Source organism: Streptomyces sp. DH24 (genome assembly GCF_029813775.1).
GTDB lineage: Bacteria > Actinomycetota > Actinomycetes > Streptomycetales > Streptomycetaceae > Streptomyces.
In genome coordinates this window covers 97,849-124,842 of the sequence record NZ_JARVKW010000012.1, presented here as the reverse complement: position 1 = coordinate 124,842, position 26,994 = coordinate 97,849, and the positions used below count along the sequence as shown (strand labels likewise).

The window sequence follows — 26,994 nt, the reverse complement described above, 5'->3', positions numbered from 1 at the left end:
GTCAACGCAGGTGCGGGCGTGGTCTGACCTCCGCGCGGTCGGCCGCTCGGGCGCCCTCCGTCCAGCCCGCCTCGTCACGTGCGCCGCGCAGCCGGGTCGTGGTCGTCTCCGGGAACATGCTGTCCAGCCGGCCGGTGACCGCGACCTCGCGGGAGGCGAGGACCGGCAGCAGGTCGTCGGTCACCTGGGTCTCGGCGGCGGCCTGGAGCCGGGTGCCGACGCGATGGGCGTACGCGGCGAGGAAGGCTTGCCGGAAGGCCTTGGTCCGCTTGCGTCCGCCGGCCCGCTGCGCGGCCTCCGCCCTGGTCATCGCGGTCTGGTCCTGCACGAGCAGCGAGGTGTAGAGGAGTTCGACCACCTCCAGGTCGGCCTCGAAACCGACGACCGTGGAGAAGCAGAGGTCCTCGTTCCACACGGCACGGCAGTGGTTCGCGCCGGCGACCGCGTCCAGCAGCACCGCCTTGGCCTGCTCGTACGGCGGTTCCACACCGATCCGGCAGGCGCCGGGCGCGTCGGGCGAGGGCGCCCCGGCGGACAGCAGCGCCGCGTCGATGCTGTGCCGGGCCATCAGCTCCTGCGCCTTCGCGCTGAGCGCCTCCGCCTCCTCGGGGTATCCGGTGGCTTCCGCCTTGGCGAGCAGGGCGCGGATGCGGGTGAGCGCGCGGGACTCCGGCCGGCGCCCACGGGCCGGCTCGTCCACGGATTCCTCCAGCGGTTCGAGGCCGGGCAGCCGCAGCAGCAGCCGGTACAGCTCCAGCACCGTGGTGGCGTGCGTGAAGCGGTCGGTGCGGGGCGGCGCCTCGTCGGTCAGCCCGCCGAGCTGGGCGGTCCAGCGGCGCCCGCGCGGCCGGTCGTGCGGTGCCTGCGCCCGGATCAGCGCCGACACCAGCCGTACGTGTACGTCGTCCAGCTCGCGGCGCACGATCCGTACGAGGTCGGCGGGCTGCCAGCCGCGCCGCCAGGCCGTCGCGACGAACTCCTCACCGCGCCGGGCGAGTTCGGCGTCCGCGTCCGGGTCCGCGGCGAGCAGCGAGGCGGCGGTGTCCAGGGACGCGTCGGCGGAGTCGTAGAGGGCGGCCCGCAGGGCGCGTTCGACGGTGCTGGTGGTACTCACCGGGCGATGGTGCCACGTGGCCGGGCGGGGGCCGACGCGGCCACCCGGCGCGAGCGCGCCCCCGCGACGTGCACGGACGGAGTCCCCCCGATCCATGTCAACTCGCGGTTGACATCCCTCGGACTGTCAACCTACGGTTGACACATGACGACGAACTCTTCCCTCACGTCATCCGTACGGCTCGACGACCTCATCGCGGCCATCAAGAAGGTCCACACCGAGCCCCTCGAACAGCTCCAGGACGCGGTCATCGCCGCCGACCACCTCGGAGAGGTCGCCGATCACCTGATCGGCCACTTCGTCGACCAGGCCCGTCGCTCGGGCGCCTCCTGGACGGACATCGGCAAGAGCATGGGCGTCACGCGGCAGGCGGCGCAGAAGCGCTTCGTGCCGAAGGAGTCCACCGACCTCGACCCGAACCAGGGCTTCAACCGCTACACGCCCCGGGCCCGCGAGGCGGTCATGGCCGCCCACAACGTCTCGAAGACGGCGGGCAACGCCGAGGGCCTGCCCGAGCATCTCGTCCTCGGCCTGCTCGCCGACCCCGACGGGCTCGCGGCCAAGACGCTCGTCGCGCTGGGCGTGAGCCTGGAGTCGGTGCGCGAGGCCGCGACCGCCGCGCTCCCGCCGGCCGTCGAACAGGTCCCGGAACTGGTGCCGTACGGCTCCGCGGCCAAGAAGGTCCTGGAGCTGACGTTCCGCGAGGCCCTGCGCCTCGGCCACAACTACATCGGCACCGAGCACATCCTGCTGGCCCTGCTGGAACACGAGAACGGCGAAGGCGTCCTGGCAGGCCTCGGCGTCACCAAGCAGGCGGTGGAGGACCACGTCACGGCGCTGCTCTCCCAGTTCCTGCAGACCACGAAGCCGGACCCGGACGGGGCGGAAACGGCCGAAGAAAGGGACAAGGACTGAGGACGGCTGCCGCCCGCCGAAGGCACCGGCACCGGCACCGGCAAAGGCAAAGGCAAAGGCAAAGGCAAAGGCAGCATGCCCGGTGACCCGGCCCGTTGTCAGACCCCCCTGCGACACTCGCGGACATGACCGGTCGGTGGGCGCTCGTCCCGACCGAGGGTGGTGGCGCCGAGCTCGCCCCCCTCGGTTCGGACGGGCTGCCCGTCGGTCCGGTGATGCGCGAGCCGGACCTCGTGGCCGCCGTCCGGAGCCGCCCGGACGTCACGCGCTGGGTGTGGCGCTCGACGGCCGAGGTGTACCCGCGCCTGCTCGCCGCGGGGGTGCGAACAGAGCGGTGCTACGACATCGAGGACGCCGAGACGCTGCTGCTCGGCCACGAGGGCCGGCACGGCGAGCCCCGGTCGGCCGCGGCCGCCCTGGCCCGGCTGCGCGGCGGACCCGTGCCGCCCGACCCGCCCCAGCGGTCCGCCGAACCGGGCGCCCAGTCCCCGCTGTTCGAGCCGCAGGCCGTTCACGTACCGCTGACCGACCTGGCCGAGGTGTACGCCGAGCAGCAGCGGCGGCACGACCGGGCCGAGCACCCGGACCGGATGCGGCTCCTGACCGCCGCCGAGTCGGCGGGAATGCTGGTCGCCGCGGAGATGAACCACGCCGGGCTGCCGTGGAGCGCCGAGGTGCACCGCGAGGTGCTGCACGAACTGCTCGGCGAACGGTACGCGGGCGGCGGCGAACCGCGCCGGCTGGCCGAACTGGCGGAGGAGGTGTCGGCCGCGTTCGGGCGCCGGGTGCGGCCGGACCTGCCGGCCGACGTGGTCAAGGCGTTCTCGCAGGCCGGGATCAAGGTCGCCTCGACCCGCCGCTGGGAACTGGAGTCGGTCGACCACCCGGCCGTGAAACCGCTCGTCGAGTACAAGAAGCTGTACCGGATCTGGGTGGCCCACGGCTGGTCCTGGCTGCAGGACTGGGTGCGCGACGGCCGGTTCCGCCCGGAGTTCCTCGCGGGCGGCACGGTCACCGGCCGCTGGGTCACCAACGGCGGGGGCGGCCTGCAGATCCCCAAGGTGATCCGCCGGGCCGTCGTCGCCGACCCGGGCTGGCGGCTGGTCGTCGCCGACGCCGACCAGATGGAGCCACGCGTACTCGCGGCGATCTCCCGCGACCCCGGCCTGATGGAGGTCGCGGCCCGCGAGACCGACCTCTACCAGTCGGTGTCGGACCGCGCCTTCTCCGGCGACCGCGCCCAGGCCAAGCTCGCCGTGCTCGGCGCGGTCTACGGCCAGACGTCCGGCGACGGCCTGAAGAACCTCGCCGCGCTCAGACGCCGCTTCCCCAAGGCGGTGGCCTACGTGGACGACGCGGCACGGGCCGGCGAGGAGGGACGGCTGGTGCGGACCTGGCTCGGCCGGACCTGCCCACCCGCGGCCCGCACCGCCGACGCCACGGAGGAGGCCGGCATCCCCACCCCGGAGGACGGCCCGGAAACCCAGCAGTGGGTCCCCGGCTACGCCTCCACCAACGCCCGCGCCCGCGGCCGCTTCGCCCGCAACTTCGTCGTCCAGGGCAGCGCCGCCGACTGGACCCTGCTGCTCCTCGCGGCACTGCGCCGGACCTGCGCCTCCATGGCGGCGGAACTGGTCTTCTTCCAGCACGACGAGGTGATCGTCCACTGCCCCGAGGAGGAGGCCGAAACCATCGCCGAGGCCATCCGCGAAGCAGCCCACCTGGCCGCCCGCCTCACCTTCGGCGACACCCCGGTCCGCTTCCCGTTCACGACAGCGGTGGTGACGTGCTACGCGGACGCGAAGTGAGGGCGGAGGCCAAGAAAAAACCCGGATCAGCTACGCCGACCCGGGCTTCCAGTGGAGCCGCCTTCGGGATTCGAACCCGAGACCTACGCATTACGAGTGCGTTGCTCTGGCCATCTGAGCTAAGGCGGCGTGCTGCCCGCACCTATGGTGCGATCGGCAACGTCGGTAAGTCTACACAGTTTCCGGGGGTGCTTCGTACCGGCCCCGGAGGCATCGGGTCCGAGGCCGGGCGAAGGTGGGGACAATGCCGGAACAGTCGGGCGGCAGGCGCTATGAGCAGCGCTTTCCGTCCTTCGGCGGGGTCCCGCGGAGCAGGTACGCGTTGATCGTGTTGTCGATGCAGGCGCTGCCCCGCCCGTAGGCCGTGTGGCCGTCACCGTCGTACGTCAGCAGGCGCGCCGAGGACAACTGGGCGGCCAGGGACTTCGCCCAGCGGTAGGGCGTCGCCGGGTCCCGGGTGGTGCCGACCACGACGATGGGCTTGGCGCCGGCCGCCTTGATGCGGTGCGGTTCACCGGCGGGCGCCACCGGCCAGTACGCGCAGTTCAGGGAGGCCCAGGCCAGGCCCTCGCCGAACACCGGGGACGCCTTCTCGAAGGCCGGCAGCGCCGCCTGTACCTCGTCGGGGCCCTCGAAGGCCGCCGGGAGGTCGAGGCAGTTCACGGCGGCGTTGGCGAACATCAGGTTGCTGTAGGCGCCGTCGGCGTCCCGCTCGTAGTAGCTGTCGGACAGGACGAGCAGGCCCGCGCCGTCGTTCTCCCTCATCGCCGCCGTCAGCGACTCGCGCAGTTGCTCCCAGGCGCTCTCGTCGTACATCGCGGCGATCACGCCGGTCGTCGCGAGGGACTCGGTGAGCCGGCGGCCGTCGGCGTCGCCGGTGGGCACGGGGCGGCTGTCGAGCCTGTCGAAGAACGCCTTCAGGTTCTTGCCGACCTGGGCCGGTGTGGTGCTCCGGCCGCCCAGGGGGCAGTCCGGCCGGCGCACGCAGTCCTTCGCGAACGACTGGAACGCCGTCTCGAAGCCCGCGGTCTGTTCGAGGTTCAGCCGCCGCGCGGGCAGCGACGGGTCCATCGCCCCGTCCAGCACCAGCCGGCCGGCGCGGTCGGGGAACAGCCCCGCGTACGTCGCCCCGAGGAACGTCCCGTACGACGCCCCCACGAAGTTCAGCTTCCCGTCGCCCAGCACGGCCCGCAGGATGTCCATGTCCCGCGCCGCCTCGACCGTGGACACGTGGCGCAGCAGCCCCGGCGCGTCCGCCCCGCAGCCCTCAGCGAACGTCCGGTACGCGCCGACGAGCGCGTCCGTCTCCTTCCCGTCGTCCGGCGTGAGATCCGTCTGCGTGTACGTGTCCATCTCCCGCCCGTCGAGGCACTCCACGGGCTCACTGCGGGCCACGCCTCGCGGGTCGACCGCCACCATGTCGTACCGGGCGCGGACGTCGGCCGGGTAGCCGACACCGGCGTACGCCTGGAGGTAGTCGACCGCCGAACCTCCCGGCCCGCCCGGGTTCACCAGCAGCGAGCCGAGCCGCTCGCCCGGTCCCGTGGCCTTCTTCCGGGCGACCGCGAGCCGGACGTCGCCGGCCGACGGCTCCGCGTAGTCGAGCGGCGCCCTGAGCGTGGCGCACTGGAAACCGGGGACGCCGCAACCGCGCCACTTCAGCTTCTGCCCGTAGTACGGCGAGAGGGCCGCCGGGGTGGCCCTCGGCAGCGCGGCCAGCGCCGCCGCCCCTTCGGACGCCGAGCTCGCCGTGCCCGACGCGCCTTCGGGGGAACAGGCCGGGACCAGCAGACCGACGGCGGCGAGGAGGCCGATGCCGATCCGGGCGGTACGGGATCTGCGGTGAGTGCGCCTTGTGTGCATCCAGCGAGCGTAACTCTGTGCGACGACACGTACGCGTTGTGTGCGTGACGTGCCTCGGACGAGTTATGGCGTCAACCACGCGTGATCACGGCGTCAACCTCGCGTGATCCTGCGGGTGTCCCGGCTACTCCGCGCACCCGTCCCCGGTTGGCCCCCGTCAGCCCGATCTGAGGGCCATCGTCATCGCCTCCACCGCGAGCAGCGGAGCCACGTTGCGGTCGAGGGCCTCGCGGCACGCGGCGATCGCCTCTATGCGGCGCAGGGTGGCCTCCGGGGTGCTGCCGCGGGCGATCCGGTCCAGGGCGTCCTCCGCGTCGACGTTGGCGATCGCGATCCGGGAGCCGAGCTGGAGCGCGAGGACGTCGCGGTAGAAGGAGGTGAGGTCGGTCAGGGCGAGGTCGAGGCTGTCGCGCTGGGTCCGCGTCCGGCGGCGCTTCTGGTTGTCCTCCAGGTCCTTGATCACACCCGCCGTGCCGCGCGGCAGCCGGCCGCCCTGCGCCGCGCCGAGCGCCGCCTTCATCTCCTCGGTCTCCTTGGCGTCCGTCTCGTCGGCGAGCACCTTGGCGTCCGCCGAAGCGGCGTCGACCAGTTCCTGGGCCGCCCGGAGGCAACCGCCGATGTCGTCAACGCGCAGCGGCAGCTTGAGCACGGCGGCGCGGCGCTCACGGGCCGCCGGGTCGGTGGCCAGCCGGCGCGCCCGCTCCACGTGCCCCTGGGTGGCGCGGGCGGCGGCCATCGCGACGTCCGGTTCGACGCCCTCGCGGCGGACGAGCATGTCGGCGACGGCGTCCACCGACGGGGTGCTCAGGGTCAGAAGGCGGCACCGGGAGCGGATGGTGGGCAGCACGTCCTCGACCGACGGCGCGCACAGCAGCCAGACCGTGCGGGACGCGGGCTCCTCGACGGCCTTGAGGACGGCGTTCGCCGACTTCTCGTTCAGGCGCTCGGCGTCCTCCACGAGGATGACCTGCCAGCGGCCGGTCGCCGGGGCCGTGAACGACTTGCGGACCGTGTCCCTCATGTCCTCGGCCCGGATCTGCGCGCCGACCGCCGTGACCGTGGTGACGTCCGCGTGCGTGCCGATCAGGGCCGTGTGGCAGCCGTCGCAGAAACCGCAGCCCGGGGCTCCGCCGAGGGCACGGTCGGGGCTCACGCACTGCAGGGCGGCGGCGAAGGCCCGCGCCGCCTGGATGTACCCGGCGCCGGGCGGGCCCGTGAACAGCCAGGCGTGCGTCATCCTCGACGCCTCGGGCGGGGGCGCGTCGGTCGCGGCCGCGGTCACGAGGGCGTCGGCGTCCCGGGCAGCGGCGGCGAGCTGCTCGCTAACCCGCTCCTGCCCCACGAGGTCGTCCCACACGGTCATGGGTCACGCCGCCCTTCCCACACGTCAGCCTTGCGGGATCCATTGTGCGGGCGGGCACTGACAATCCCGCGCGCCGTACGGACCTGTGCCATGCCGTGCCCTGCCCGGACGCGGGCCCGCGGCACGGTCGGCGTCGCCGGGCACGGCACCGGCCCTCGGTGGTCCGGCACGGGCGCCGCGTCCACACCGGCCAGGGAACTCCGGCTGCACCGGCCAGGGAACTCCGACGCCGGACCCGGCCCCGAGTACCGGGTCCGGCCGGCCACGCTGGACACCGGCGCGGCTGCGGCACTCCAGCACCGAGCCCGCAGAGCGGCCACACCCGGCGCACACGGTCGGGCACAGCGCCCGCGCCGCACGAGGGAGCCGACGGTCACCTCGCCGGCCCTCGGCAACGGTCACCGCATCGGCCCCCGGCGACGGTCAGCGCCGCCGCCCCCGGCCGTCGCCGTCCTCGTCGTACTCGCCCTCGTGCGGGCCCAGCAGTTCGTCCGCCAGCGTCGGCAGGTCGTCCAGCGGGGTCTCCTCGGCCCAGTCGGGGCGCTGACGGCGGCGGGGGGCCTCCTCGGCGTCCACCTGGGGCAGCTCGCGCGTGCGGTCCTCGGTGCCGTCCGGGCGGGCGGAGCGCTGCTCGTCCCGGAAGTAGCCCGGCGGCACCCGGTCCGCGGGCTCGTCCCCGCGCACCGGCGGCAGTACGGCCGTCTCGTCGACGGCGCCCGGCACCTGCGGCAGGACCGCGGTCTCGTCGGCGGCGCCCGGCGGCACCGGCTTCGGCAGCTCCGTGGTCACCTCGGACTCGGAGACCCGCCCCGCACCGCGCCGCTGGTCACGCTCGTCGCGGACCGGCCGCAGCACCGTGGTGTCCTCGCCCGGCCCGACGACCGGCGTCGGCACGGTCGTCGCGTCCGGCGCTGCCGCCGACCGGGACGTCCGCGCCGCCTCGGGCGCCGTCGGCTTCGGTCCCGCCGCTGCCGCGGCCGCCGCCTGTTCCGCCTGGCGCCGGGCCTCCTCGGCGCGCAGCAGCGCCTCCTCGGCCTTCCGCTGCTTCTCCAGGCGCAGCGCCTCGGCCTCGGCACGCAGCCGCGCCTCTTCCTCGGCCTGCTTGCGGCGCCGGTCCTCCTCGGCCTTGCGCCGGGCTTCCTCCTCGGCGCGCGCCTTCTCCTCGGCGAGCAGCCGGGCCCGCTCCTCCTCCGCCTTGCGGCGCGCCTCCTCGGCCCGCTGCCGGGCCTCCTCCGCCTGCCGCTCTGCCTCGCGACGCTGCGCCTCCTCCAGCTCGCGCCGCTTGCGCTCCTCCTCCTCGGCACGCAGCCGGGCCAGCTGCTCCTGGCGCTCGCGCTCCAGGCGCTCCTCCTCGGCCTTGCGACGCGCCTCTTCCTCCGCCTTGCGCCGGGCCTCCTCCTCGGCCTTCCGGCGAGCCTCCTCGCGGGCCTTGATCTCGGCCTCGGACAGCGGCAGCACCTGGTCGAGCCGGTGCCGGACGACGGCGGTGACGGCCTCGGGCTCCTGGCCGGCGTCCACCACCAGGTAGCGCCCGGGGTCGGCCGCGGCCAGCGTGAGGAAACCGGAGCGCACACGCGCGTGGAACTCGGCGGGCTCCGACTCCAGCCGGTCCGGCGCCTCGGTGAACCGCTCGCGGGCGGTCTCGGGGGCGACGTCCAGCAGCACGGTCAGGTTCGGGACGAGCCCGTTGGTCGCCCAGCGGTTGATGCGGGCGATCTCGGTCGGAGACAGGTCGCGGCCCGCGCCCTGGTAGGCCACCGAGGAGTCGATGTACCGGTCGGAGATCACCACCGCGCCACGCTCCAGCGCGGGCCGTACGACGGTGTCCACGTGCTCCGCGCGGTCGGCCGCGTACAGCAGGGCTTCGGCGCGGTGCGAGAGGCCGGCGCTGGAGACGTCCAGCAGGATGGAGCGCAGCCGCTTGCCGACCGGCGTCGCGCCCGGCTCGCGGGTGAGCACGACCTCGTGGCCCTTGGACCTGATCCACTCGGCGAGCGCCTCGGCCTGGGTGGACTTGCCGGCGCCGTCACCGCCCTCCAGGGCGATGAAGAAGCCGGACGCGGCGGGCGCGGGCTCCGGGTCGTCGCCGCCGAGGACCGCGTCCCGCAGGTCGTGCCGCAGCGGCACGCCGGAGCGGTCGTCGACCTTGGCCAGCACCAGCGCGGCCACCGGCAGCAGCAGCGCGCCGACCAGCATCAGCGTGAACGCGGCACCGCCGTGCGCGAACACGAACTTGCCGTTCTCCAGCCGGTGGGGCCCGATGCCCGCGGCCACCACGGGGGCGATCACCGCGCCGAGCGCCACGAAGACCCGTGCGACCGCGTGCAGGTGCCCGGTGATCCGTGCGCGCCGCTGCGTCTCGGTCTCCTGGTCGAGCAGGGTGTGCCCGGTGTTGGCGGCCACGCCCGCGCCGACGCCGGCCAGCGCGAGGATCACCACGACGCTGGTGACGTCCGGGACGAGGCCCGCCGCCAGCAGCGCGACGCCGGTGGCGGCGATGGCGAGCGCGAGGAGCCGCCGCCTGGACAGTGTGGGCAGGACGGCGGGCGCCGTGCGGATGCCGACGACGACGCCGCCGGTCAGCGCGAGCACCAGCAGGCCGAACAGGACGGGGCCGCCGCCCAGGTCCTTGGCGTGCAGCACGGTCACGCCGACCGCGGCGGCCACCGCGCCCGCGACGGCCGCGCAGGCCAGGACCAGCAGTGGTATCGCACCGGTGCGGCCCTTGTCGGCTCCGGCGGCCGACCTCGGGCGGCGCAGGCCCTCCAGCGGCGACCGCGCGCGCGGCGTGCGCGTGCCGGGCAGCTCAAGGAACGTCAGGACGGACAGGGACGCGGCGAACATTCCTGCCGCGACGTACGAGGCGAGGGCCGCCTGGTGCTGGTCGAACCAGGCGATGCCGGCACCGAGCAGGTTGTTCAGCAGTCCGGCGACGACCAGCGCGGCGCCCGCGAGAGGTATGGCCACGAAACCCGTGCGCAGCGACAGGCGGCGCAGGGCGTCCATGTGGTCCGGCAGCGGCCGTACCGTCGCGCCCTCCGGGGGCGGGGCCGGCAGCAGGGCCGGCGCGGCGCTCTCGCGGCACACTCCCCAGAACCGCTCGGCGACACCGGTGACGAAGGCGGTGACGAGGAGGGCGGCAAGGGCGTCGTCCGGCATCCAGTCGATCCACAGCGGCGCGACGATCAGCAGCGCGGCCCGCAGCCCGTCCGCGCCGACCATCGTCCAGCGGCGGTCGAGGGGACCGTCGGCCGAGGTCAGCGACGTGAGCGGGCCGAGGAGGACCGCTCCGAAGATCAGCGTCGCGAGGATGCGCACTCCGAAAACGGTCGCCACTGCGAACGCCACGCCCCGGTAGCCGCCCCCGAAGGAGCCCTCGGCGATCGCCGTCTGCAGGACGAGGACGACCAGGACGAGGAGGGCGAGAGTGTCGCCGGCACCTCCCACGAGCTGTGCGCTCCACAACCGCTTCAGCTGCGGCTGGCGCAGCAGTGCGCGGACGGCGCGCTCGCGGGAGTCCGCGACCAGTGCGTCGTCGGGGGCCGGGTGAAGGGCCGTTGGCTGCTCGGCTGGCTGCTCGGCTCGCGTCATGCTTTCAGCCTATCGGGCCGCACCGACAGCCCGGGGCCCCCGTCCGAACGTACGGCCGCCCCGGCACCGAAGAGGCGCCGGGGCGTTCGTTTTGCGAACTCCGCGTATCGGGAGGAGTCGAACTCCGCCCGCCGGGCGAGGACTTCACCGCCCCCGGACCCGGTCTTCCTGATGGCCGTTCAGTCCTCGGACGTCCCCGTGGTCCTATGGCCCTCGGACGTTTCCGTGGCCCTGTGGCCCTCGGACGTCCCCGTGGTCCTATGACCCTCGGACGTTTCCGTGGCCCTGTGGCCCTCGGACGTCCCCGTGGTCCTCTGGTCCTCGGACGTCTGGCGGTCGTTCAGTCCTCGGACGGCTTGGCCGCCGTGGCCTTCTTCGCGGCCGTCTTCTTCGCCGTGGTCTTCTTGGCGGCCGTCGTCTTCTTCGCGGCGGCCGTCTTCTTGGCCGGCGCCTTCTTCGCGGCGGTCTTCTTGGTGGTGGCCTTCTTCGCCGTCTTCTTGGCGGGGCCCTTGGCCCGCTTCTCGGCGAGCAGCTCGAAGCCGCGCTCGGGGGTGATCGTCTCGACGCTGTCGCCGGAGCGCAGGGTCGCGTTGGTCTCCCCGTCGGTGACGTACGGGCCGAAGCGGCCGTCCTTGACCACGACCGGCTTCTCGCTGACCGGGTCGGTGCCCAGCTCCTTCAGCGGCGGCTTGGCCGCGGCGCGACCGCGCTGCTTGGGCTGGGCGTAGATCGCCAGCGCCTCTTCCAGCGTGATCGTGAAGAGCTGGTCCTCGGACTGCAGGGACCGCGAGTCCGTCCCCTTCTTCAGGTAGGGGCCGTAGCGGCCGTTCTGCGCGGTGATCTCCTGGCCCTCGGGGTCGGTGCCGACGACGCGCGGCAGCGACATCAGCTTCAGCGCGTCCTCCAGGGTCACCGTGTCCAGCGACATCGACTTGAAGAGGGAGGCCGTGCGCGGCTTGACGGCGTTCTTGCCCGTCTTGGGGGTGCCCTCGGGGAGGACCTCCGTGACGTACGGGCCGTAGCGGCCGTCCTTGGCGACGATCGTGTGGCCGGTCTTCGGATCGGTGCCCAGTTCGTAGTCGCCGCTCGGCTTCGCGAGCAGTTCCTCGGCCAGCTCGACGGTCAGCTCGTCGGGCGCCAGGTCCTCGGGGATGTCCGCGCGCTGGTGCTGCTCGGTGTCCTTCTCGCCCCGCTCGATGTACGGACCGTAGCGGCCGACGCGCAGCACGATGTCGTCGCCGACCGGGAACGACGACACCTCGCGGGCGTCGATCGCGCCCAGGTCGGTCACGAGTTCCTTGAGGCCGCCGAGGTGGTCCCCGTCGCCGTTGCCGGCGTCGGCCGCGCCGCCGGCGTGGTCCGGGCCCTCGCCGAAGTAGAAGCGCTTCAGCCACGGCACGGCCTGGGCCTCGCCGCGGGCGATGCGGTCGAGGTCGTCCTCCATCCTGGCGGTGAAGTCGTAGTCGACGAGCCGGCCGAAGTGCTTCTCCAGGAGGTTGACCACGGCGAAGGACAGGAAGGACGGCACGAGGGCCGTGCCCTTCTTGAACACGTAGCCGCGGTCGAGGATCGTGCCGATGATCGACGCGTACGTCGACGGACGGCCGATCTCGCGCTCTTCGAGCTCCTTGACGAGGCTGGCCTCGGTGTAGCGGGCCGGGGGCTTGGTGGCGTGCCCGTCGACCGTGACCTCCTCGGCCGTCAGCGCGTCGCCCTCGGCGACCTGCGGCAGCCGGCGCTCGCGGTCGTCCAGCTCGGCGTTCGGGTCGTCGGCGCCCTCGACGTATGCCTTGAGGAAGCCGTGGAAGGTGATCGTCTTGCCGGACGCGCTGAACTCGACGTCCCGGCCGTCGGAGGCGGTGCCGCCGATCTTCACGGTGACGCTGTTGCCGGTGGCGTCCTTCATCTGGGAGGCGACGGTCCGCTTCCAGATCAGTTCGTACAGCTTGAACTGGTCACCGGTCAGGCCGGTCTCGGCGGGCGTGCGGAACCGGTCGCCCGAGGGACGGATCGCCTCGTGCGCCTCCTGCGCGTTCTTGACCTTGCCGGCGTACGTACGGGGCTGCGGCGGCAGGTAGTCGGCGCCGTACAGCTGCGTGACCTGGGCGCGGGCGGCCGCGACGGCCGTCTCGCTCAGGGTCGTGGAGTCCGTACGCATGTAGGTGATGTAGCCGTTCTCGTACAGCTTCTGCGCGACCTGCATCGTGGCCTTCGCGCCGAAGCCGAGCTTGCGGCTGGCCTCCTGCTGCAGCGTCGTCGTACGGAACGGGGCGTACGGCGAGCGGCGGTACGGCTTGGACTCGACGGAGCGGACCGCGAACCGCGTGTTCTCCAGGGCGGCGGCCAGGGCGCGGGCGTTCGCCTCGTCGAGGTGGAGGGTGTTCGCGCTTTTCAGTTGTCCCAGGGAGTCGAAGTCGCGGCCCTGCGCGACCCGCCTGCCGTCGACGGTCTGGAGGCGGGCGACCAGCGACGACGGGTCCGACGAGTCCCCGGCGCGGCCGGTCGCGAAGGTGCCCGTCAGGTCCCAGTACTCGGCAGAACGAAAGGCGATGCGCTCGCGTTCCCGCTCGACCACGAGCCGGGTCGCGACGGACTGGACACGGCCGGCCGACAGGCGCGGCATGACCTTCTTCCACAGGACCGGCGAGACCTCGTAGCCGTAGAGGCGGTCGAGGATGCGGCGGGTCTCCTGGGCGTCGACCAGCTTCTGGTTGAGCTGCCGCGGGTTGGCCACGGCCTCCCGGATCGCGTCCTTGGTGATCTCGTGGAACACCATGCGCTTCACGGGAATCTTGGGCTTGAGGACTTCCTGGAGGTGCCAGGCGATCGCCTCGCCCTCCCGGTCCTCATCGGTGGCGAGGAAGAGCTCGTCGGATTCCTTCAGCAGGTCCTTGAGCTTCTTGACCTGCGCCTTCTTGTCGGCGTTGACCACATAGATCGGCTGGAAGTCGTGTTCGACGTCCACACCGAGGCGGCGGACCTCACCGGTGTACTTGTCGGGAACCTCGGCAGCGCCGTTGGGGAGGTCGCGAATATGCCCGACGCTCGCCTCGACGATGTATCCAGGGCCGAGATAGCCCTTGATCGTCTTCGCCTTGGCAGGCGACTCGACGATGACGAGTCGGCGGCCGCCGTTCGCGGTCTCGCTGGTCGGGGACAACTTCGCTCTTCTCTCCGGTCGACGCTGGGTCTCCCCAGGCCTTGATTCCCGGGGGCGGGTCGTGCTGACGCTGCGGAGTGTGACGGTACCTCCCGCCCCCGTGTCAAACGGTAAAAGCCCGCAACGGCCACTCGAACGGTAACCCGACTACCACCATTCCTGCCGCCCGGAGTGCCGACCAGCCCGTTCGACGCTATCCGGAGCTTCGTCTCCCATTTATCGGACCGGTGATCCTTCAGAAGATCCGGTCCGCTCCTCGACCGGGGCCGCCGACGCCGCTCACAGACGGCTGAAGCACCACGTTCCGACAGCGAGCGCGAGCAGCGCGGCGACGCTCGCGACGGTCGCCGATGCGACGGGGTTCACACCGTGGACGACGGGGCGCCGCTGCCGGAGCCGAGCGGCGGTCCACACCGCCAGACCGCTTCCGAACAGGGCGAACACGATTCCGGAGAAGATCGCCGGTCCGCTCTCCATGGTTTCCGCGCCCCTTTTCTCCCGTCCGTGAGTGCCCAGCGACGCGAGAGTGACACGCGCGGGCGGCAGCCGGGCGAACCCGAGGTGAACGCCGCACCGGTGTGCCCCGGCCCGCCCGCTTCCCGCCCACCGCGGTCCGGCGCGGACGATCTTGCCGGACACGAGATACCGGTCACTCCCGTCCGGCTCCCGTGTCGCGGGTATCACTCCGGCCACGCGGCCAGGTCGGCGCGAATTCGCCGCCGTGCGGTCCGCGGCGCGTGGGCGCCGCCCGCGCCACCTGCGTCTGCGTCACACCACCCGCGGGCCGCCCCCGCGCGGGTCACGGTGCGCGCGGAACGTCACCCCACCGGCACCAGGAACCCCTGCTCCACCAGCAGCCGGATCTGCGCGGGCGTGCGGTCCCGCAGCAGCACCGGGTCCTCACCGAGCAGTTGGGCGATGGCGTCCAGGATGCGGCCCGCGCTCATCGAGCCGTCGCAGACGCCCGCGAAACCCGCGCCGACCGTGTCGACCCTGGTGGCCCGGCGCATGCCGCGGTTCTGCCGCAGCACGACGTGCTCCGGGTCCTCGGCTCCGGGCAGCCCTACCTGTTCCTGCACGACCTCGTCGGCGAGCCGGAAGTGCTGTTCGAGGAGGGCCGCGTCGTCGTGCGTCCGCAGATAGTCGAGGCGGGAGAAGTGCGCCCGCACCGCGTCGCCGAGCGGCTGCTCCACCGGATGCGGCCACTCCTCGGCGGTGACCGACGGCACGGCGGACCCGGTCCTGCGCAGCGTGATCCAGCCGAAGCCCACCGCCTTCACCTTGCGCGCCTCGAACTCGTCCAGCCACGCGTCGTACCGCGCCTGGTACTCGACCGGGTCGGCCCGGTGGTCGCCGGCGTCCCTGAGCCACAGCTCGGCGTACTGCGTGACGTCCTGCACCTCGCGCTGCACGATCCACGCGTCGCAGCCGCGCGGCACCCACGACCTGAGTCTGTCCTGCCAGTCCTCCCCCTCGACGTGCTGCCAGTTGGCGAGGAACTGCGCGAACCCGCCCTCGGTCAGCCGGTCCCCCGCCTGCTGAACGAGCGTGCGGCACAGATCGTCCCCGCCCATTCCGCCGTCGCGGTAGGTGAGCCGGGCGCCGGGCGAGATCACGAACGGCGGGTTCGACACGATCAGGTCGTACGTCTCGTCCTCCCGGACCGGCTCGAACAGCGAGCCCTCGCGCAGGTCGGCGGCCGGGGCGCCGGACAGCGCCAGCGTGAGCGCGGTGATGTGCAGGGCGCGCGGGTTCACATCGGTGGCCGTCACGCGCGTGGCGTGCCGGGAGGCGTGCAGCGCCTGGATGCCGGACCCGGTGCCGAGGTCGAGCGCGGCGGCGACGGGCGTACGGACGGTGATGCCGGCCAGGGTCGTGGAGGCGCCGCCGACACCGAGGACCACGCCCTCGTCGCGGCTGCCGATGCCGCCCGCGCCGCCGACGGCACACCCGAGGTCGGACACGATGAACCAGTCCTCGCCGCCGGGCCCGCCGTACGGCCGTACGTCCACGCTCGCGGCGAGCTCGTCGCCGCCCGTGCGCACCAGCCAGCCGGCTTCCAGGCACGCGTCGACGGGCAGGACGTCCGCCACGCGGGCGTGCGGCACCGGCTGCTGGAGCAGGAACAGCCGGACGAGCGTCTCCAGCGGCGCGTCCCCGCGGGTCGCCCGGAGCGCGGGCACGGTCTCGCTGCGCGCCAGTGCCGCGTAGGCGGGGGCGCCGAGCAGGTCGAGCAGTCCGTCGGCGGTGAAGGATGCCCCGAGCAGGGCGTCACGCAGCCGGGCGGCGGTCTCGGGTCGGTCGGCGGAGGGCAGCGGGGACAGGGTGGCGTTACTCACGACCCCATTGTGTCCGCTCCCACTGACATCGCGCGCGAGCGCGTCGGCCTCCCGGCACACGCATCGCACCCGTGCGCGTCGGCTCCCCGGCACACGCGCGTGCCGGGGAGCCGACGGGGTGCCGACGGGCGGTCAGCTCTTGGTGGCGGACGCCGACGCGGTGGCCGACTTGCAGCTGGCCTGCTTGCCCATGGCCTCGCCGACCTCGCCCTCCTCCAGCGTCTTCAGGGCGTTGTTGCCGCTCTTGCTGAGCTTGTCCAGTTCGGCGGCGACGTCCTTGAGGCCGTCGGCGAACTTCGCCTGGTCCTTGGTGTCGAGCGCGTCGACCTGCTTCTTCAGGGAGGCGTAGGAGGTGGAGATGCTGTTGAGCTCCTTCACCGCGTCCTTCTGCTTCTTCTCGCCGTTCTCGACGTTCGGGGCCCCTGCCCGGTCGACGGCGGCACCGATCGCCTTGTAGGCCTCGGACATGTCCTGGAAGGCCTTCGAATCGGTCTTCTGGACCTCTTCCGGCGTGCTGTTGTCCGAGGTCTCCTTCTGGATCGCGGCGTTGGCCGACGCGATCTTCTTGGCCTGCGGCTGCACCGCGTCGCAGACCTGCTTGGCCCAGGAGTTCAGCTCTTCGTTTTCGTCGCTGCCGCAACCCGTCAGCGCCAGTACCAGTACCGCACCGCCGGACAGTGCGGCCGCGAGCTTCTTGTTCACCGGTTTGGTCCCTTCCATGGCTCTCGGCCCCGGAACATACACGCCACATGGGCGACAAACGCATGCCGGGCATCCGTTATGACCTTATTGAAGCCATTTGCACCAAGCGAGAGAAGGCTCACGACGCCGGTGTGAAGGCACAGGAGCGGGCGGGCGACGCGACAACGCGCGCCGCCCGCCCGCACCTTGAGCTGGGGACTCGCCCCGTTCCCGGGCCCGGCCGCTAGGAAACCACCGCCGGGTCGGCCGACTTGGGCTCCGATCCGGCGTCGTCTTCGTCACCCATGGCGATCCCGCGCCGCTTGGAGACGTAGACCGCGCCCACGATGACGGCGAGCGCGAGAACCGCGATCACGATCCTGACGCCCGTGTTCTCGTCGGCGCCGTAGGAGAACTTGATGACCGCCGGCGCGATGAGCAGCGACACCAGGTTCATGACCTTCAGCAGCGGGTTGATCGCGGGACCGGCGGTGTCCTTGAAGGGGTCGCCGACCGTGTCGCCGATGACCGTCGCCGCGTGGGCCTCGCTGCCCTTGCCGCCGTGGTGGCCGTCCTCCACCAGCTTCTTGGCGTTGTCCCAGGCGCCACCGGAGTTGGCGAGGAACACCGCCATCAGCGTGCCCGCGCCGATCGCGCCCGCCAGGAACGCTCCGAGCGCTCCGACGCCCAGCGTGAATCCGATGAAGACGGGTGCCAGCACGGCCAGCAGCCCGGGCGTGGCGAGCTCCCGCAGGGCGTCCCTGGTGCAGATGTCGACGACCTTGCCGTACTCCGGTTTCTCCGTGTAGTCCATGATCCCGGGCCGTTCGCGGAACTGCCGGCGCACCTCGAAGACCACGGCACCCGCCGACCGCGACACCGCGTTGATCGCCAGCCCCGAGAAGAGGAAGACGACCGCCGCGCCCGCGATCAGGCCGACCAGGTTGTTCGGCTGCGAGATGTCCATCATCAGGGTCATCGGCGCACCGTCGCCGGTGAGTTTCTCGCCCACGTCCCGCGCGCCGGTCGTGATCGCGTCACGGTACGAGCCGAACAGCGCCGCCGCCGCGAGCACGGCCGTGGCGATCGCGATGCCCTTGGTGATGGCCTTGGTGGTGTTGCCGACCGCGTCCAGGTCGGTGAGCACCTGCGCGCCGGCGCCCTCGACGTCGCCGGACATCTCGGCGATGCCCTGCGCGTTGTCGGAGACCGGCCCGAAGGTGTCCATCGCGACGATCACACCGACCGTGGTGAGCAGACCGGTGCCCGCCAGCGCCACGGCGAACAGCGCCAGCATGATCGACGTACCGCCCAGCAGGAACGCCCCGTACACCCCGAGGCCGATCAACAGGGCGGTGTAGACGGCCGATTCGAGGCCGACCGAGATACCGGCCAGGACCACGGTCGCGGGACCGGTGAGCGAGGACTTGCCGATGTCCCTGACGGGTCGCCGGGTCGTCTCCGTGAAGTAGCCGGTCAGCTGCTGGATCACCGCGGCCAGCACGATGCCGATGGCCACCGCGACGAGCGCGAGGACCCGCGGGTCGCCGCTCTTGGCCTGAATCGCCGCGTCGGTGACCCCGTCCAGCTCCGCGTACGTGCCGGGCAGGTAGACGTAGACGGCCACCGCCACCAGCACGAGCGAGATCACGGCCGAGATGAAGAAGCCGCGGTTGATCGCGCTCATACCGCTGCGGTCGGCCCGCCGCGGCGCCACCGCGAAGATGCCGATCATCGCGGTGAGCACACCGATCGCCGGCACGAGCAGCGGGAACGCCAGCCCGGAGTCGCCGAAGGCCACCTTGCCGAGGATCAGCGCGGCGACCAGGGTCACGGCGTACGACTCGAAGAGGTCGGCCGCCATGCCCGCGCAGTCGCCGACGTTGTCGCCCACGTTGTCGGCGATGGTCGCGGCGTTGCGCGGGTCGTCCTCCGGGATGCCCTGCTCGACCTTGCCGACCAGGTCGGCGCCGACGTCGGCGGCCTTGGTGAAGATGCCGCCGCCGACCCTCATGAACATCGCGATCAGCGCCGCGCCGAGCCCGAAGCCCTCGAGCACCTTCGGCGCGTCGGCCGCGTACACCAGCACCACGCAGGAGGCACCCAGCAGGCCGAGCCCCACCGTGAACATGCCGACGACGCCGCCCGTGCGAAACGCGATCTTCATGGCTTTGTGCGAAACGAGGGTGAGATCCTTTTCCGGCTCACCCGCTGCCGGTGTCGCTTCCCGTGCCGCCGCGGCCACCCGCACATTGCTGCGCACGGCGAGCCACATGCCGATATAACCGGTGGCCGCCGAGAACGCCGCGCCGATCAGGAAGAACACCGACCGTCCGGCACGCTGATTCCAGTCGTCCGCAGGCAGCAGCATGAGCAGGAAGAACACGAGCACCGCGAATACGGCGAGCGTGCGCAGCTGCCGGGCCAGATAGGCGTTCGCGCCTTCCTGGATCGCTGCCGCGATCTTCTTCATGCTGTCGGTGCCCTCGTCGGCCGCGAGTACCTGGCGCACCAGGACGCCCGCGACCACGAGTGCCGCCAGGGCCACGACGGCGATCACCGCGACGAGCACGCGGTTCTCGTCCGTCAGCACCGCGGCGGCGAAGGTGGTGGATCGGTCCAACTGATGGGGGAGAGAAAGCTCCGCCATTCGTCCTCCTTGACGCTTGGGCTGAGCTCAAGATGTGGACGGATTGTAGGTAGCCGGACCTGATCAAAACAGTGCGCGGTAAGCGGAATCAGCCTTCACATGCCTTTTGGCAAATGATCGACCCAGGCTCCCGAACCCGAAAGCAGTAATGCCTTTGGGGCATTGTCGCGTGATCGAATTATCGCGCGACTGATCGTGAATGGGTTCACGAAAAGAATCGCTCGGGATCACTGTAGGCGCGGGCCCTGAAGGCCGCCACGCAAAAGGGCCCTACGGGGTAGGGCCCTTCGGGTACAGCGGGACGCGCAAGCGGTGTCAGGCGGTCACGGCGGTCGGCGGCGTCGTCGGCCACGTCATGCGGATCAGCCCGCCGTGCTCTCCGGCGGAGACCTCCACGTCGTCGACGAGACCGCTGATCACCGCGAGGCCCATCTCGTCCTCGTCGGTCTCGGCGTCGTCGCTCGGCGCGGCGCCGGGGGCCCGCTCGCCGGGAACGGCGTGCGGCGCCTCGTCACCGACCTCGATGGAGAACTGCTTCTCCTCCTCGATCAGCACCACCTGCACCGGCGCGGTGATCCCACCCGTCTGGTGCAGCCCGACGGCGCGGGTGCAGGCCTCGCCGACGGCGAGCCGGACCTCGTCGAGGACCGCCTCGTCCACCCCGGCCCTGCGCGCCACCGCTGCCGCCACGAGACGGGCGGTCCTGACGTGCTCGGGCAGCGCGCTGAAGCGGAGTTCGACGGTGGCCATGCATCCCCCTCGCGACTACGGGCGTGCGGACGGAGGTCCGGGCCGCGGACGGCCCGTCCCCCTTCGACATCAGAATCAGGCGCCCCGGGCGCGTGGCCCGGGGCGGAGTGGTCAGTCGGTGGCCGCCACCGCTTCCTCGACCGAGGTGTGGATCGGGAACACCTTGGTGAGGCCGGTAATGCGGAAGATCTTGAGAATGCGCTCCTGGTTGCAGACCAGGCGCAGCGAGCCCTCGTGGGCACGCACACGCTTGAGACCGCCGACCAGCACGCCGAGCCCGGTGGAGTCGAGGAAGTCCACGCCCTCCATGTCGACGACGAGGTGGAAACTCCCGTCGTTCACCAGCTCGACCAGCTGCTCGCGCAGCTTGGGCGCGGTATATACGTCGATTTCGCCACCGACCTCGACGACCGTACGATCGCCGACGGTACGGGTCGACAGGGACAGGTCCACGGATCCTCCAGCACCTTGCTATCGAGCGGTCGCCCCTCGGACACCTCTGCTTGAAGCCCCCGGGACGGTTCGCCAGCCGCGATGGCATTCAATCACTTACCGGCAGGCGTGCACGACGCCTTGACTCCATTGTCCGTCACGCCAGTGACACACTCGGAGCCGATGGCCAAGAATCACCGATCCGATCGACCCACGACGGACCCCGTCTCCCGCCTGGATCCGGGCACGGTCCTGGACCGGCTCGCCGCCGGGCCGAGCCGGGCTTCGCGCATCACTCATACGGAGCACTTGCCCCCGCGTGCGGGCCGCCATGCCGTCTGGCCGGACCGGATCCGAGCCGAGGTCGTCGCAGCCGTGCAGGCAGCGGGCATCGAACACCCGTGGGAGCACCAGGCCCGCACCGCCGAGCACGCCCTGGACGGCGAGTCGGTGGTCGTCGCCACCGGCACCGCCTCCGGCAAGTCCCTGGCCTACCTGGTGCCGGTGCTCTCCGATCTCCTGGACGGCGCCGAGGCCCCGAACGGCCGTGGCGCCACCGCCCTGTACCTGGCCCCGACGAAGGCACTTGCGGCGGACCAGTGCCGATCGGTGAAGGAACTTTCACACCCCCTGGGCAATTCCGTCCGGGCGGCCGTGTACGACGGCGACACGCCGGTCGAGGAACGCGAGTGGATCCGCCAGTACGCGAACTACGTCCTCACCAACCCGGACATGCTGCACCGCGGCATATTGCCCTCACACCCCCGCTGGGCCTCCTTCCTGAAGGCGCTGAAGTACGTCGTCGTCGACGAGTGCCACACCTACCGCGGCGTCTTCGGCTCGCACGTCGCCCAGGTGCTGCGCCGACTGCGCCGGCTGTGCGCCCGCTACGGCGCCTCCCCCGTCTTCCTGCTGGCCTCCGCGACGGCCGCCGAGCCGTCGGTCGCCGCCCGGCGCCTGACCGGCCTGCCCGTGGTGGAGGTCGCCGACGACGCCTCACCGCGCGGCGAACTGGTGTTCGCACTGTGGGAGCCGCCGCTCACCGAACTGCACGGCGAGAAGGGCGCCCCCGTCCGCCGCACCGCCACCGCCGAGGCCGCCGACCTGCTGACCGACCTCACCGTGCAGGGCATCCGCTCGGTCACCTTCGTCCGCTCCCGGCGCGGCGCCGAACTGATCTCCGTCATCGCCCAGGAACGCCTCGGCAAGGTCGACCGCTCCCTCGCCCGGCGTGTCGCGGCCTACCGCGGCGGCTACCTCCCCGAGGAACGCCGCGCCCTGGAACGCGCCATCCACTCCGGCGAACTCCTCGGCCTGGCCGCGACCAACGCCCTCGAACTCGGCGTCGACATCTCCGGCCTGGACGCCGTGGTCATCGCCGGCTACCCGGGCACCCGCGCCTCCCTGTGGCAGCAGGCGGGCCGGGCCGGACGATCCGGCCAGGGCGCCCTCGCGGTCCTGGTCGCCCGCGACGACCCGCTGGACACGTTCCTCGTGCACCACCCCGAGGCCCTGTTCGAGCAGCCCGTGGAGTCCACCGTCCTCGACCCCGACAACCCGTACGTGCTGGCTCCGCACCTGTGCGCAGCCGCCGCGGAACTGCCGCTGACGGACGACGACCTGAAACTGTTCGGCCCCGCCTGCGACGAACTCCTCCCCCAGCTGGAGGCCGCGAAGCTGCTGCGCCGCCGCACGAAGGCCTGGCACTGGACCCGCCGCGAACGAGCCGCCGACCTGACCGACATCCGCGGGGAGGGCGGCCGGCCGGTGCAGGTCGTCGAGGCCGGCACGGGCCGGCTGCTCGGCACGGTCGACGAGGGCGCCTCGCACACGACCGTCCACGAGGGCGCCGTCCACCTCCACCAGGGCCGCACCTATCTGGTGCGCTCGCTCGACCTGGAGGACTCCGTCGCCCTCGTCGAGCAGGCCGCCCCGCCCTATTCGACAGTCGCCCGCGACACCACGGCGATCTCCGTCCTGGAGACCGACATCGAGGTCCCCTGGGGCGACGGCCGCCTGTGCTACGGCTCCGTCGAGGTCACCAACCAAGTGGTCTCCTTCCTGCGCCGGCGCCTGATCACCGGTGAAGTCCTCGGCGAGACGAAACTCGACCTCCCTCCTCGTACGCTGCGCACCCGCGCCGTGTGGTGGACGGTCACCGAGGACCAGTTGGACACCGCCCGGATCAACCCCGAGATCCTCGGCGGCGCCCTGCACGCCGCCGAGCACGCCTCGATCGGCATGCTGCCCCTCTTCGCGACCTGCGACCGCTGGGACATCGGCGGCGTCTCGGTACCGCTCCACCCCGACACCCTCCTGCCGACGGTCTTCGTCTACGACGGCCACCCCGGCGGCGCGGGCTTCGCCGAGCGCGCCTTCCACACCGCCCGCGAGTGGCTGACCGCGACCCGCCAGGCCATCGCCTCCTGCGAGTGCGACGCCGGCTGCCCGTCCTGCATCCAGTCCCCCAAGTGCGGCAACGGCAACGATCCTCTGCACAAGCGGGGCGCGGTACGACTGCTCACGGTGCTGTTGCAGGGGGCGGCGGGAGCGGCGGCACCGGAGGGCGCGGCGGCGAAGCCCGAGGGTTCACCGCAGTAGGCGCCGGCACCGGCCTCGGGGGCCGTACGGGTCGGCGAGCGCCGCCTCGGCAACGAAGCCTGCCGTAGTGGGCGCGGGCCCCGCTGGGGTGGGCACTGGCCCCGCTGGGGTGGGCACTGGCCCCGCTGGGGTGGGCACTGGCGCGGCTGGGGTGGGCGCAGGTCCCGTGTAGGCCTGCGGGTGCGCCGCAGCGGGTGCCTGCCCCGCCGGTCCCGCTCTGGCCCGGGCCTGTGCCGTGAACGGCCCCAGCCTCGCCGTCGCCGTCACGTCCGAGATCTCGCCCGTCACCGAGCACCGCTCAAGCCGGGTGCCCTGGGCCCGGGCCACCCTGTCCGCCCGGGCGCAGGCTGCCGTGGCGCCCTCCGTCCAGTGGTCCGCCGCCGCGAGCGCCGCGAGGTCGGCACCCCCGGCCGCACGATGCCGGACCAGGACAACCTGCCCCACCGCGAGCACGACCCCGAACACCACGCACAGGACGCCGATCGCACCAACGGACCAGACAGTGGCCGATCCTCGATCGGAGAATCGCGCTCTCATGACCCGGCCCTCGCCACTTCCCCGGGGCCCGCCGCGGCGCCCTCAACGCCCGCCGTCACACCGGCCGTCTTCTCGGCATCGGCCGCCTCCCCCCGGCCTGCCCCGCCCTCCACGCGTCTCGCCTCTCCAGCGCCCATCGCGCTCCCGACGCCTGCCGTCTCCTCGGCATCCGCCGGCTTCCCGACGCCCGCCGTCTTCCCAACGCCCGCCGTCTCCTCGGCGCCCGCCGTCTCCTCGGCATCCGCCGCGCCCCCGACGCGTGTCGCCTCGCCGACACCTCCCGTCTCCTCGGCGTCCGCCACCGCCTCCGCCCGCAGGTCGAACGGCAGCGGTGTCTTCGCGACGACCACCACCCGGACCTGGCCGGCCTCCCGGCTGACCGTGACCGTCGCACCGCGGGGTGCGATGCCGCGGGCGACCTCCTCGACCTGGTCCTCGGGGTCCTGGCGGGCCGCCGCCCGCGCACCCGACCGTGCCGCGTCCACGCACTGGATCTGCAGGAGCACCGCGATCAGCCCGCCCACCAGCAGTGCCGTGACCGTCACCAGCACGGGCAGCGCCAGGGCGGCCTCCGCCGTCACGAACCCACGGTCCGCGTCCCGTCGCCTCTCACATCCGCGCATTGAGCGCCCGCTTCACGATGTCCTGCAGCTCCGCGGTGACCTGCCCGCTCGTCACCACCTTGTAGAGCACCACCGCGAACCCCACGGCTGCGACGATCCCCATCGCGTACTCGGAGGTGACCATCCCGCCGTCCCTCCACGCGCCTCGCCGCGCCGCCGCCCGCATCCCGCACACCAGGGCACGCAGCCGTGCCCGCATCGCCTGAAACATCACAACCCCCGTGGACTGCTTACGTTGTTGTTCTTGTCTTGCCGCCGGCTGTCCGTGCCGACGCCCGTCGCCCTATGTGGCCCGGCGCATCACCCCCCGCCTCCACCCAGGACCCCGCCGGCGAGCCCGATGACCACGGGCAGGATGCCCACGGCGACGAACGCGGGCAGGAAGCAGAGCCCCACGGGTGCGGTGACCATGACGGCCGCCCGCCGGGCGCGTGCCGTCGCCGTACGCGCCCACTCGGCGCGCGCCTCCGCGGCCACCCGCGCCACCGGTCCGGCCGCCGGAAGACCGGACACGTCGGCCCGCTCCAGCAGCCGCGCCAGCGGTCCGGCGCCCGGCACGGAGGCCAGCCTCCGCCACGCTTCGCCCGGTTCGCCGCCGAGCCGCACCTCGGCCGCACCGCGCGCCAACCCGTCCCCCACAGGACCGCCGAGGGCCTCCCCGACGGCCTGGGCGGCGATCACGGGCCCGGCGCCCGCCGCGATGCACGCCGCCAACAAGTCCGCCGCGATCGGCAGTTGCCGGGCCGCCTCGGCCGCATCCCGCTCCGCCGCCGCCGTACCGGAGGCCTCCTGCCGCAGCCGCCACCGCCACAACCCGCCCGCGACCACCGACCCCACGGCGACACCCGCGACCCCGCCGATCAGCAGCCACCCGGCGCACACCGCACCCATGAGGGGCAGCCCGCGCCGCGCGGCGTCCCGCACCGGGAGCCGTCGTTCGGTGCGGCTCGCGCCGAGGGCCGGCAGCACCGCCAGGCGCCGCCGCAGCCGCCTCTCGCTCCGTATCACCGCCAGCCGACGCGCCGCCCATGCGACAGTCAGGGCCGTCCCCACGGCCACCCCCAGCCTGTGGACAACTTCCACGCTCATGACGCCTCCGCTCCCCGGACGATCCGCATCGCCCACCACAGGCCCAGCCCTTCCAGCGCGCCGCCCACGGCCAGGCACCCGAGTCCCGCGCCGCTGTGCAGCAACACGTGCAGCGGATCGGTGCCCAGCGCGGTGCCGAGCAGCAGGCCCAGAGCGGGCAGCCCGGCGAGCATCACCGCCGTGGCCCGAGCGCCCGCCAACTGGGCGCGCAGATCCGCGCGTTGGTCCCGCTCGACACGCAGCGCCCCCTCCAGCCGGTCGAGTCCGGCGGCCAGGCCCGCGCCCTGGTCCACGGCCACCCGCCAGCACGCGGCCAGTCCCAGCAGCCCGTCGGCACCCGGTTGCCGCGCCGCCGTCGTGAGCGCTCCCGGTACGTCACCGCCGAACCGCGCCGCCGCCAGCACCGTCGCCTGCGCATCCCCGAGCCCGCCGGAATCGCGGGCGGCACGCAGCAGCGCCTCACCCGGTTGCCGGCCGGCCCGCACCTCACCGGCGAGCGCACCGCACAACGCGATCACCGCGTCGCCCCGGCGCTCCCGACCCCGCCGGGCCCGCGCCGCCAGCCGCAGTCGCCGCACCACGGGCACCCCGGCCACCCCCGCGACGACCGGCAGCACCGACGACCCCAGCACTGCGAGCAGCAACCCGACCGCCACCGCACACCACTCGGGGCGCAGCCGCCCGCGCAACCCACGCACACTTTCGGCCAGCTCCCGCCAGCCCGGCGGCCCGGTGTCCACCACGCCGCCCCCGGCCAGCATCAGCCGAGCCCGCCGTGCTCCCGGGTGCCATCCACCCGCCAGCAGCATCGCCGCCGCCGCGAACGCCACCGCCGTGCCCGTCGTCGCCCCGACCGTCCCCGTTGTCACTCCCGTCCCCTTTCACAACCGTCGTTCCGCAGCAGCTCGCTGAGCCGCTCCCAGCCCCGCTCGTACGCGAAGGCCTCCGCGCCCCACCGCAGCGCCGGCACCGTCCTCACAAGCCCCGCGGGGCCCCGCTCCAGCACGTGCACCTCGGCGATCCGCCGCCGCCCGGCCCCGTCCCGTACGAGATGCAGCACGACGGACAGGGCGGCCGCCAACTGGCTGTGCAGGGCGTCCCGGTCGAGTCCCGCCGCCGTCCCGAGGGCCTCCAGCCGGGCGGGCACGTCGGCGGCGGCGTTGGCGTGGACCGTGCCGCAACCGCCCTCATGGCCTGTGTTCAGCGCGGCCAGGAGGTGGACGACCTCGGCGCCGCGCACTTCGCCCACCACCAGTCGGTCCGGCCGCATCCGCAGCGCCTGCCGCACGAGGTCCTCAAGCGTGACCAGCCCCGCGCCCTCCTGGTTGGCGGGTCTGGCCTCCAGCCGCACGACGTGCGGATGGTCGGGACGCAACTCGGCCGAGTCCTCGGCGAGCACGATCCGCTCCCCCGGTCCGACCAGCCCCAGCAGCGCGCTGAGCAGCGTCGTCTTCCCGAAGTGGGGACAGAGACACCAC

The 26,994-nt window shown here is 72.9% G+C and carries 17 protein-coding genes, 1 tRNA gene and 3 pseudogenes; 3 read left to right on the top strand and 18 right to left on the bottom strand.

What is annotated here, in order from left to right; translation table 11 throughout:
• Window position 1 precedes the first annotated feature (1 nt).
• Window positions 2-1,114, bottom strand: a complete 1,113-nt coding sequence (locus QC282_RS12720; RefSeq protein ID WP_279549404.1) for a DUF2786 domain-containing protein — start codon at window positions 1,112-1,114, stop codon at window positions 2-4.
• Between the two features lie 144 nt (window positions 1,115-1,258).
• Between QC282_RS12720 and QC282_RS12715 the strand changes: the two genes are divergently transcribed.
• Window positions 1,259-2,029 carry a Clp protease N-terminal domain-containing protein gene (locus tag QC282_RS12715; RefSeq protein WP_279549403.1) on the top strand — a complete coding sequence of 257 codons (771 nt, stop codon included), beginning with the start codon at window positions 1,259-1,261 and terminating at the stop codon, window positions 2,027-2,029.
• 125 nt (window positions 2,030-2,154) lie between these two features.
• Entirely contained in the window at window positions 2,155-3,837 is a 1,683-nt protein-coding gene (locus QC282_RS12710) for a bifunctional 3'-5' exonuclease/DNA polymerase (protein WP_279549402.1), read from the top strand.
• A gap of 52 nt (window positions 3,838-3,889) precedes the next feature.
• Here QC282_RS12710 and QC282_RS12705 read toward each other — a convergent pair.
• The 11 genes from QC282_RS12705 to bldG form a co-directional block, all read right to left on the bottom strand.
• Window positions 3,890-3,966: transfer RNA gene (locus tag QC282_RS12705), tRNA-Thr, on the bottom strand.
• Window positions 3,967-4,107: 141 nt separating this feature from the next.
• The gene (locus tag QC282_RS12700; protein ID WP_279549401.1) at window positions 4,108-5,700 is read right to left on the bottom strand and encodes an alpha/beta hydrolase; all 1,593 of its coding nucleotides are present in this window, start codon (window positions 5,698-5,700) and stop codon (window positions 4,108-4,110) included.
• 157 nt (window positions 5,701-5,857) lie between these two features.
• Window positions 5,858-7,063: a DNA polymerase III subunit delta' gene (locus QC282_RS12695; protein WP_279549400.1), complete on the bottom strand. Its 1,206-nt coding sequence runs from the start codon at window positions 7,061-7,063 to the stop codon at window positions 5,858-5,860.
• A gap of 423 nt (window positions 7,064-7,486) precedes the next feature.
• Window positions 7,487-10,654, bottom strand: coding sequence for a dTMP kinase (gene tmk, locus QC282_RS12690; protein ID WP_279549399.1), 3,168 nt, complete (start codon window positions 10,652-10,654; stop codon window positions 7,487-7,489).
• A gap of 340 nt (window positions 10,655-10,994) precedes the next feature.
• Window positions 10,995-13,814 (bottom strand): type I DNA topoisomerase, encoded by a 2,820-nt coding sequence (gene topA, locus QC282_RS12685; RefSeq protein ID WP_279549398.1) that lies wholly within the window; start codon window positions 13,812-13,814, stop codon window positions 10,995-10,997.
• Between the two features lie 279 nt (window positions 13,815-14,093).
• Window positions 14,094-14,291: a hypothetical protein gene (locus QC282_RS12680; protein ID WP_279549397.1), complete on the bottom strand. Its 198-nt coding sequence runs from the start codon at window positions 14,289-14,291 to the stop codon at window positions 14,094-14,096.
• Window positions 14,292-14,632: 341 nt separating this feature from the next.
• The gene (locus tag QC282_RS12675) at window positions 14,633-16,153 is read right to left on the bottom strand and encodes a class I SAM-dependent methyltransferase (RefSeq protein WP_279549396.1); all 1,521 of its coding nucleotides are present in this window, start codon (window positions 16,151-16,153) and stop codon (window positions 14,633-14,635) included.
• A 132-nt stretch (window positions 16,154-16,285) separates the two neighbouring features.
• Window positions 16,286-16,873, bottom strand: coding sequence for a small secreted protein (locus tag QC282_RS12670; protein ID WP_279549395.1), 588 nt, complete (start codon window positions 16,871-16,873; stop codon window positions 16,286-16,288).
• 205 nt (window positions 16,874-17,078) lie between these two features.
• Entirely contained in the window at window positions 17,079-19,484 is a 2,406-nt protein-coding gene (locus QC282_RS12665; RefSeq protein WP_279549394.1) for a sodium-translocating pyrophosphatase, read from the bottom strand.
• A gap of 315 nt (window positions 19,485-19,799) precedes the next feature.
• Window positions 19,800-20,234, bottom strand: a complete 435-nt coding sequence (locus tag QC282_RS12660) for an ATP-binding protein (RefSeq protein WP_279549393.1) — start codon at window positions 20,232-20,234, stop codon at window positions 19,800-19,802.
• Between the two features lie 111 nt (window positions 20,235-20,345).
• Entirely contained in the window at window positions 20,346-20,687 is a 342-nt protein-coding gene (gene bldG, locus QC282_RS12655; RefSeq protein WP_003975386.1) for an anti-sigma factor antagonist BldG, read from the bottom strand.
• Between the two features lie 81 nt (window positions 20,688-20,768).
• Here bldG and QC282_RS12650 point away from each other — a divergent pair, with 81 nt between their 5' ends.
• The gene (locus QC282_RS12650; protein WP_279549392.1) at window positions 20,769-23,267 is read left to right on the top strand and encodes a DEAD/DEAH box helicase; all 2,499 of its coding nucleotides are present in this window, start codon (window positions 20,769-20,771) and stop codon (window positions 23,265-23,267) included.
• 207 nt (window positions 23,268-23,474) lie between these two features.
• On the opposite strand, the pseudogene QC282_RS12645 reads toward QC282_RS12650, so the two are convergent.
• The 6 genes and pseudogenes from QC282_RS12645 to QC282_RS12620 form a co-directional block, all read right to left on the bottom strand.
• Window positions 23,475-23,804: pseudogene (locus tag QC282_RS12645) on the bottom strand (Rv3654c family TadE-like protein); the annotation flags it as partial.
• Window positions 23,805-24,073: 269 nt separating this feature from the next.
• Window positions 24,074-24,427: pseudogene (locus tag QC282_RS12640) on the bottom strand (TadE family type IV pilus minor pilin); the annotation flags it as partial.
• Window positions 24,414-24,638: a DUF4244 domain-containing protein gene (locus QC282_RS12635; protein ID WP_279549391.1), complete on the bottom strand. Its 225-nt coding sequence runs from the start codon at window positions 24,636-24,638 to the stop codon at window positions 24,414-24,416. The gene QC282_RS12635 and the pseudogene QC282_RS12640, both read right to left, overlap by 14 nt.
• Window positions 24,639-24,727: 89 nt before the next feature.
• The gene (locus QC282_RS12630) at window positions 24,728-25,516 is read right to left on the bottom strand and encodes a type II secretion system F family protein (RefSeq protein WP_279549390.1); all 789 of its coding nucleotides are present in this window, start codon (window positions 25,514-25,516) and stop codon (window positions 24,728-24,730) included.
• Window positions 25,513-26,325, bottom strand: a complete 813-nt coding sequence (locus tag QC282_RS12625; RefSeq protein WP_279549450.1) for a type II secretion system F family protein — start codon at window positions 26,323-26,325, stop codon at window positions 25,513-25,515. Before QC282_RS12625 ends, QC282_RS12630 begins: the two co-directional genes overlap by 4 nt.
• 56 nt (window positions 26,326-26,381) lie before the next feature.
• Window positions 26,382-26,972: pseudogene (locus tag QC282_RS12620) on the bottom strand (ATPase, T2SS/T4P/T4SS family); the annotation flags it as partial.
• Window positions 26,973-26,994 lie beyond the last annotated feature (22 nt).

Bases quoted from the DNA above. Each gene is read 5' to 3' on its own strand.
- QC282_RS12715 (WP_279549403.1), top strand. From the start codon at position 1,259: ATGACGACGAACTCTTCCCTCACGTCATCCGTACGGCTCGACGACCTC.
- QC282_RS12710 (WP_279549402.1), top strand. From the start codon at position 2,155: ATGACCGGTCGGTGGGCGCTCGTCCCGACCGAGGGTGGTGGCGCCGAG.
- QC282_RS12700 (WP_279549401.1), bottom strand. From the start codon at position 5,700: ATGCACACAAGGCGCACTCACCGCAGATCCCGTACCGCCCGGATCGGC.
- QC282_RS12695 (WP_279549400.1), bottom strand. From the start codon at position 7,063: ATGACCGTGTGGGACGACCTCGTGGGGCAGGAGCGGGTTAGCGAGCAG.
- tmk (WP_279549399.1), bottom strand. From the start codon at position 10,654: ATGACGCGAGCCGAGCAGCCAGCCGAGCAGCCAACGGCCCTTCACCCG.
- QC282_RS12680 (WP_279549397.1), bottom strand. From the start codon at position 14,291: ATGGAGAGCGGACCGGCGATCTTCTCCGGAATCGTGTTCGCCCTGTTC.
- QC282_RS12670 (WP_279549395.1), bottom strand. From the start codon at position 16,873: ATGGAAGGGACCAAACCGGTGAACAAGAAGCTCGCGGCCGCACTGTCC.
- QC282_RS12665 (WP_279549394.1), bottom strand. From the start codon at position 19,484: ATGGCGGAGCTTTCTCTCCCCCATCAGTTGGACCGATCCACCACCTTC.
- QC282_RS12660 (WP_279549393.1), bottom strand. From the start codon at position 20,234: ATGGCCACCGTCGAACTCCGCTTCAGCGCGCTGCCCGAGCACGTCAGG.
- QC282_RS12650 (WP_279549392.1), top strand. From the start codon at position 20,769: ATGGCATTCAATCACTTACCGGCAGGCGTGCACGACGCCTTGACTCCA.
- QC282_RS12635 (WP_279549391.1), bottom strand. From the start codon at position 24,638: ATGTTTCAGGCGATGCGGGCACGGCTGCGTGCCCTGGTGTGCGGGATG.
- QC282_RS12630 (WP_279549390.1), bottom strand. From the start codon at position 25,516: ATGAGCGTGGAAGTTGTCCACAGGCTGGGGGTGGCCGTGGGGACGGCC.
- QC282_RS12625 (WP_279549450.1), bottom strand. From the start codon at position 26,325: ATGCTGCTGGCGGGTGGATGGCACCCGGGAGCACGGCGGGCTCGGCTG.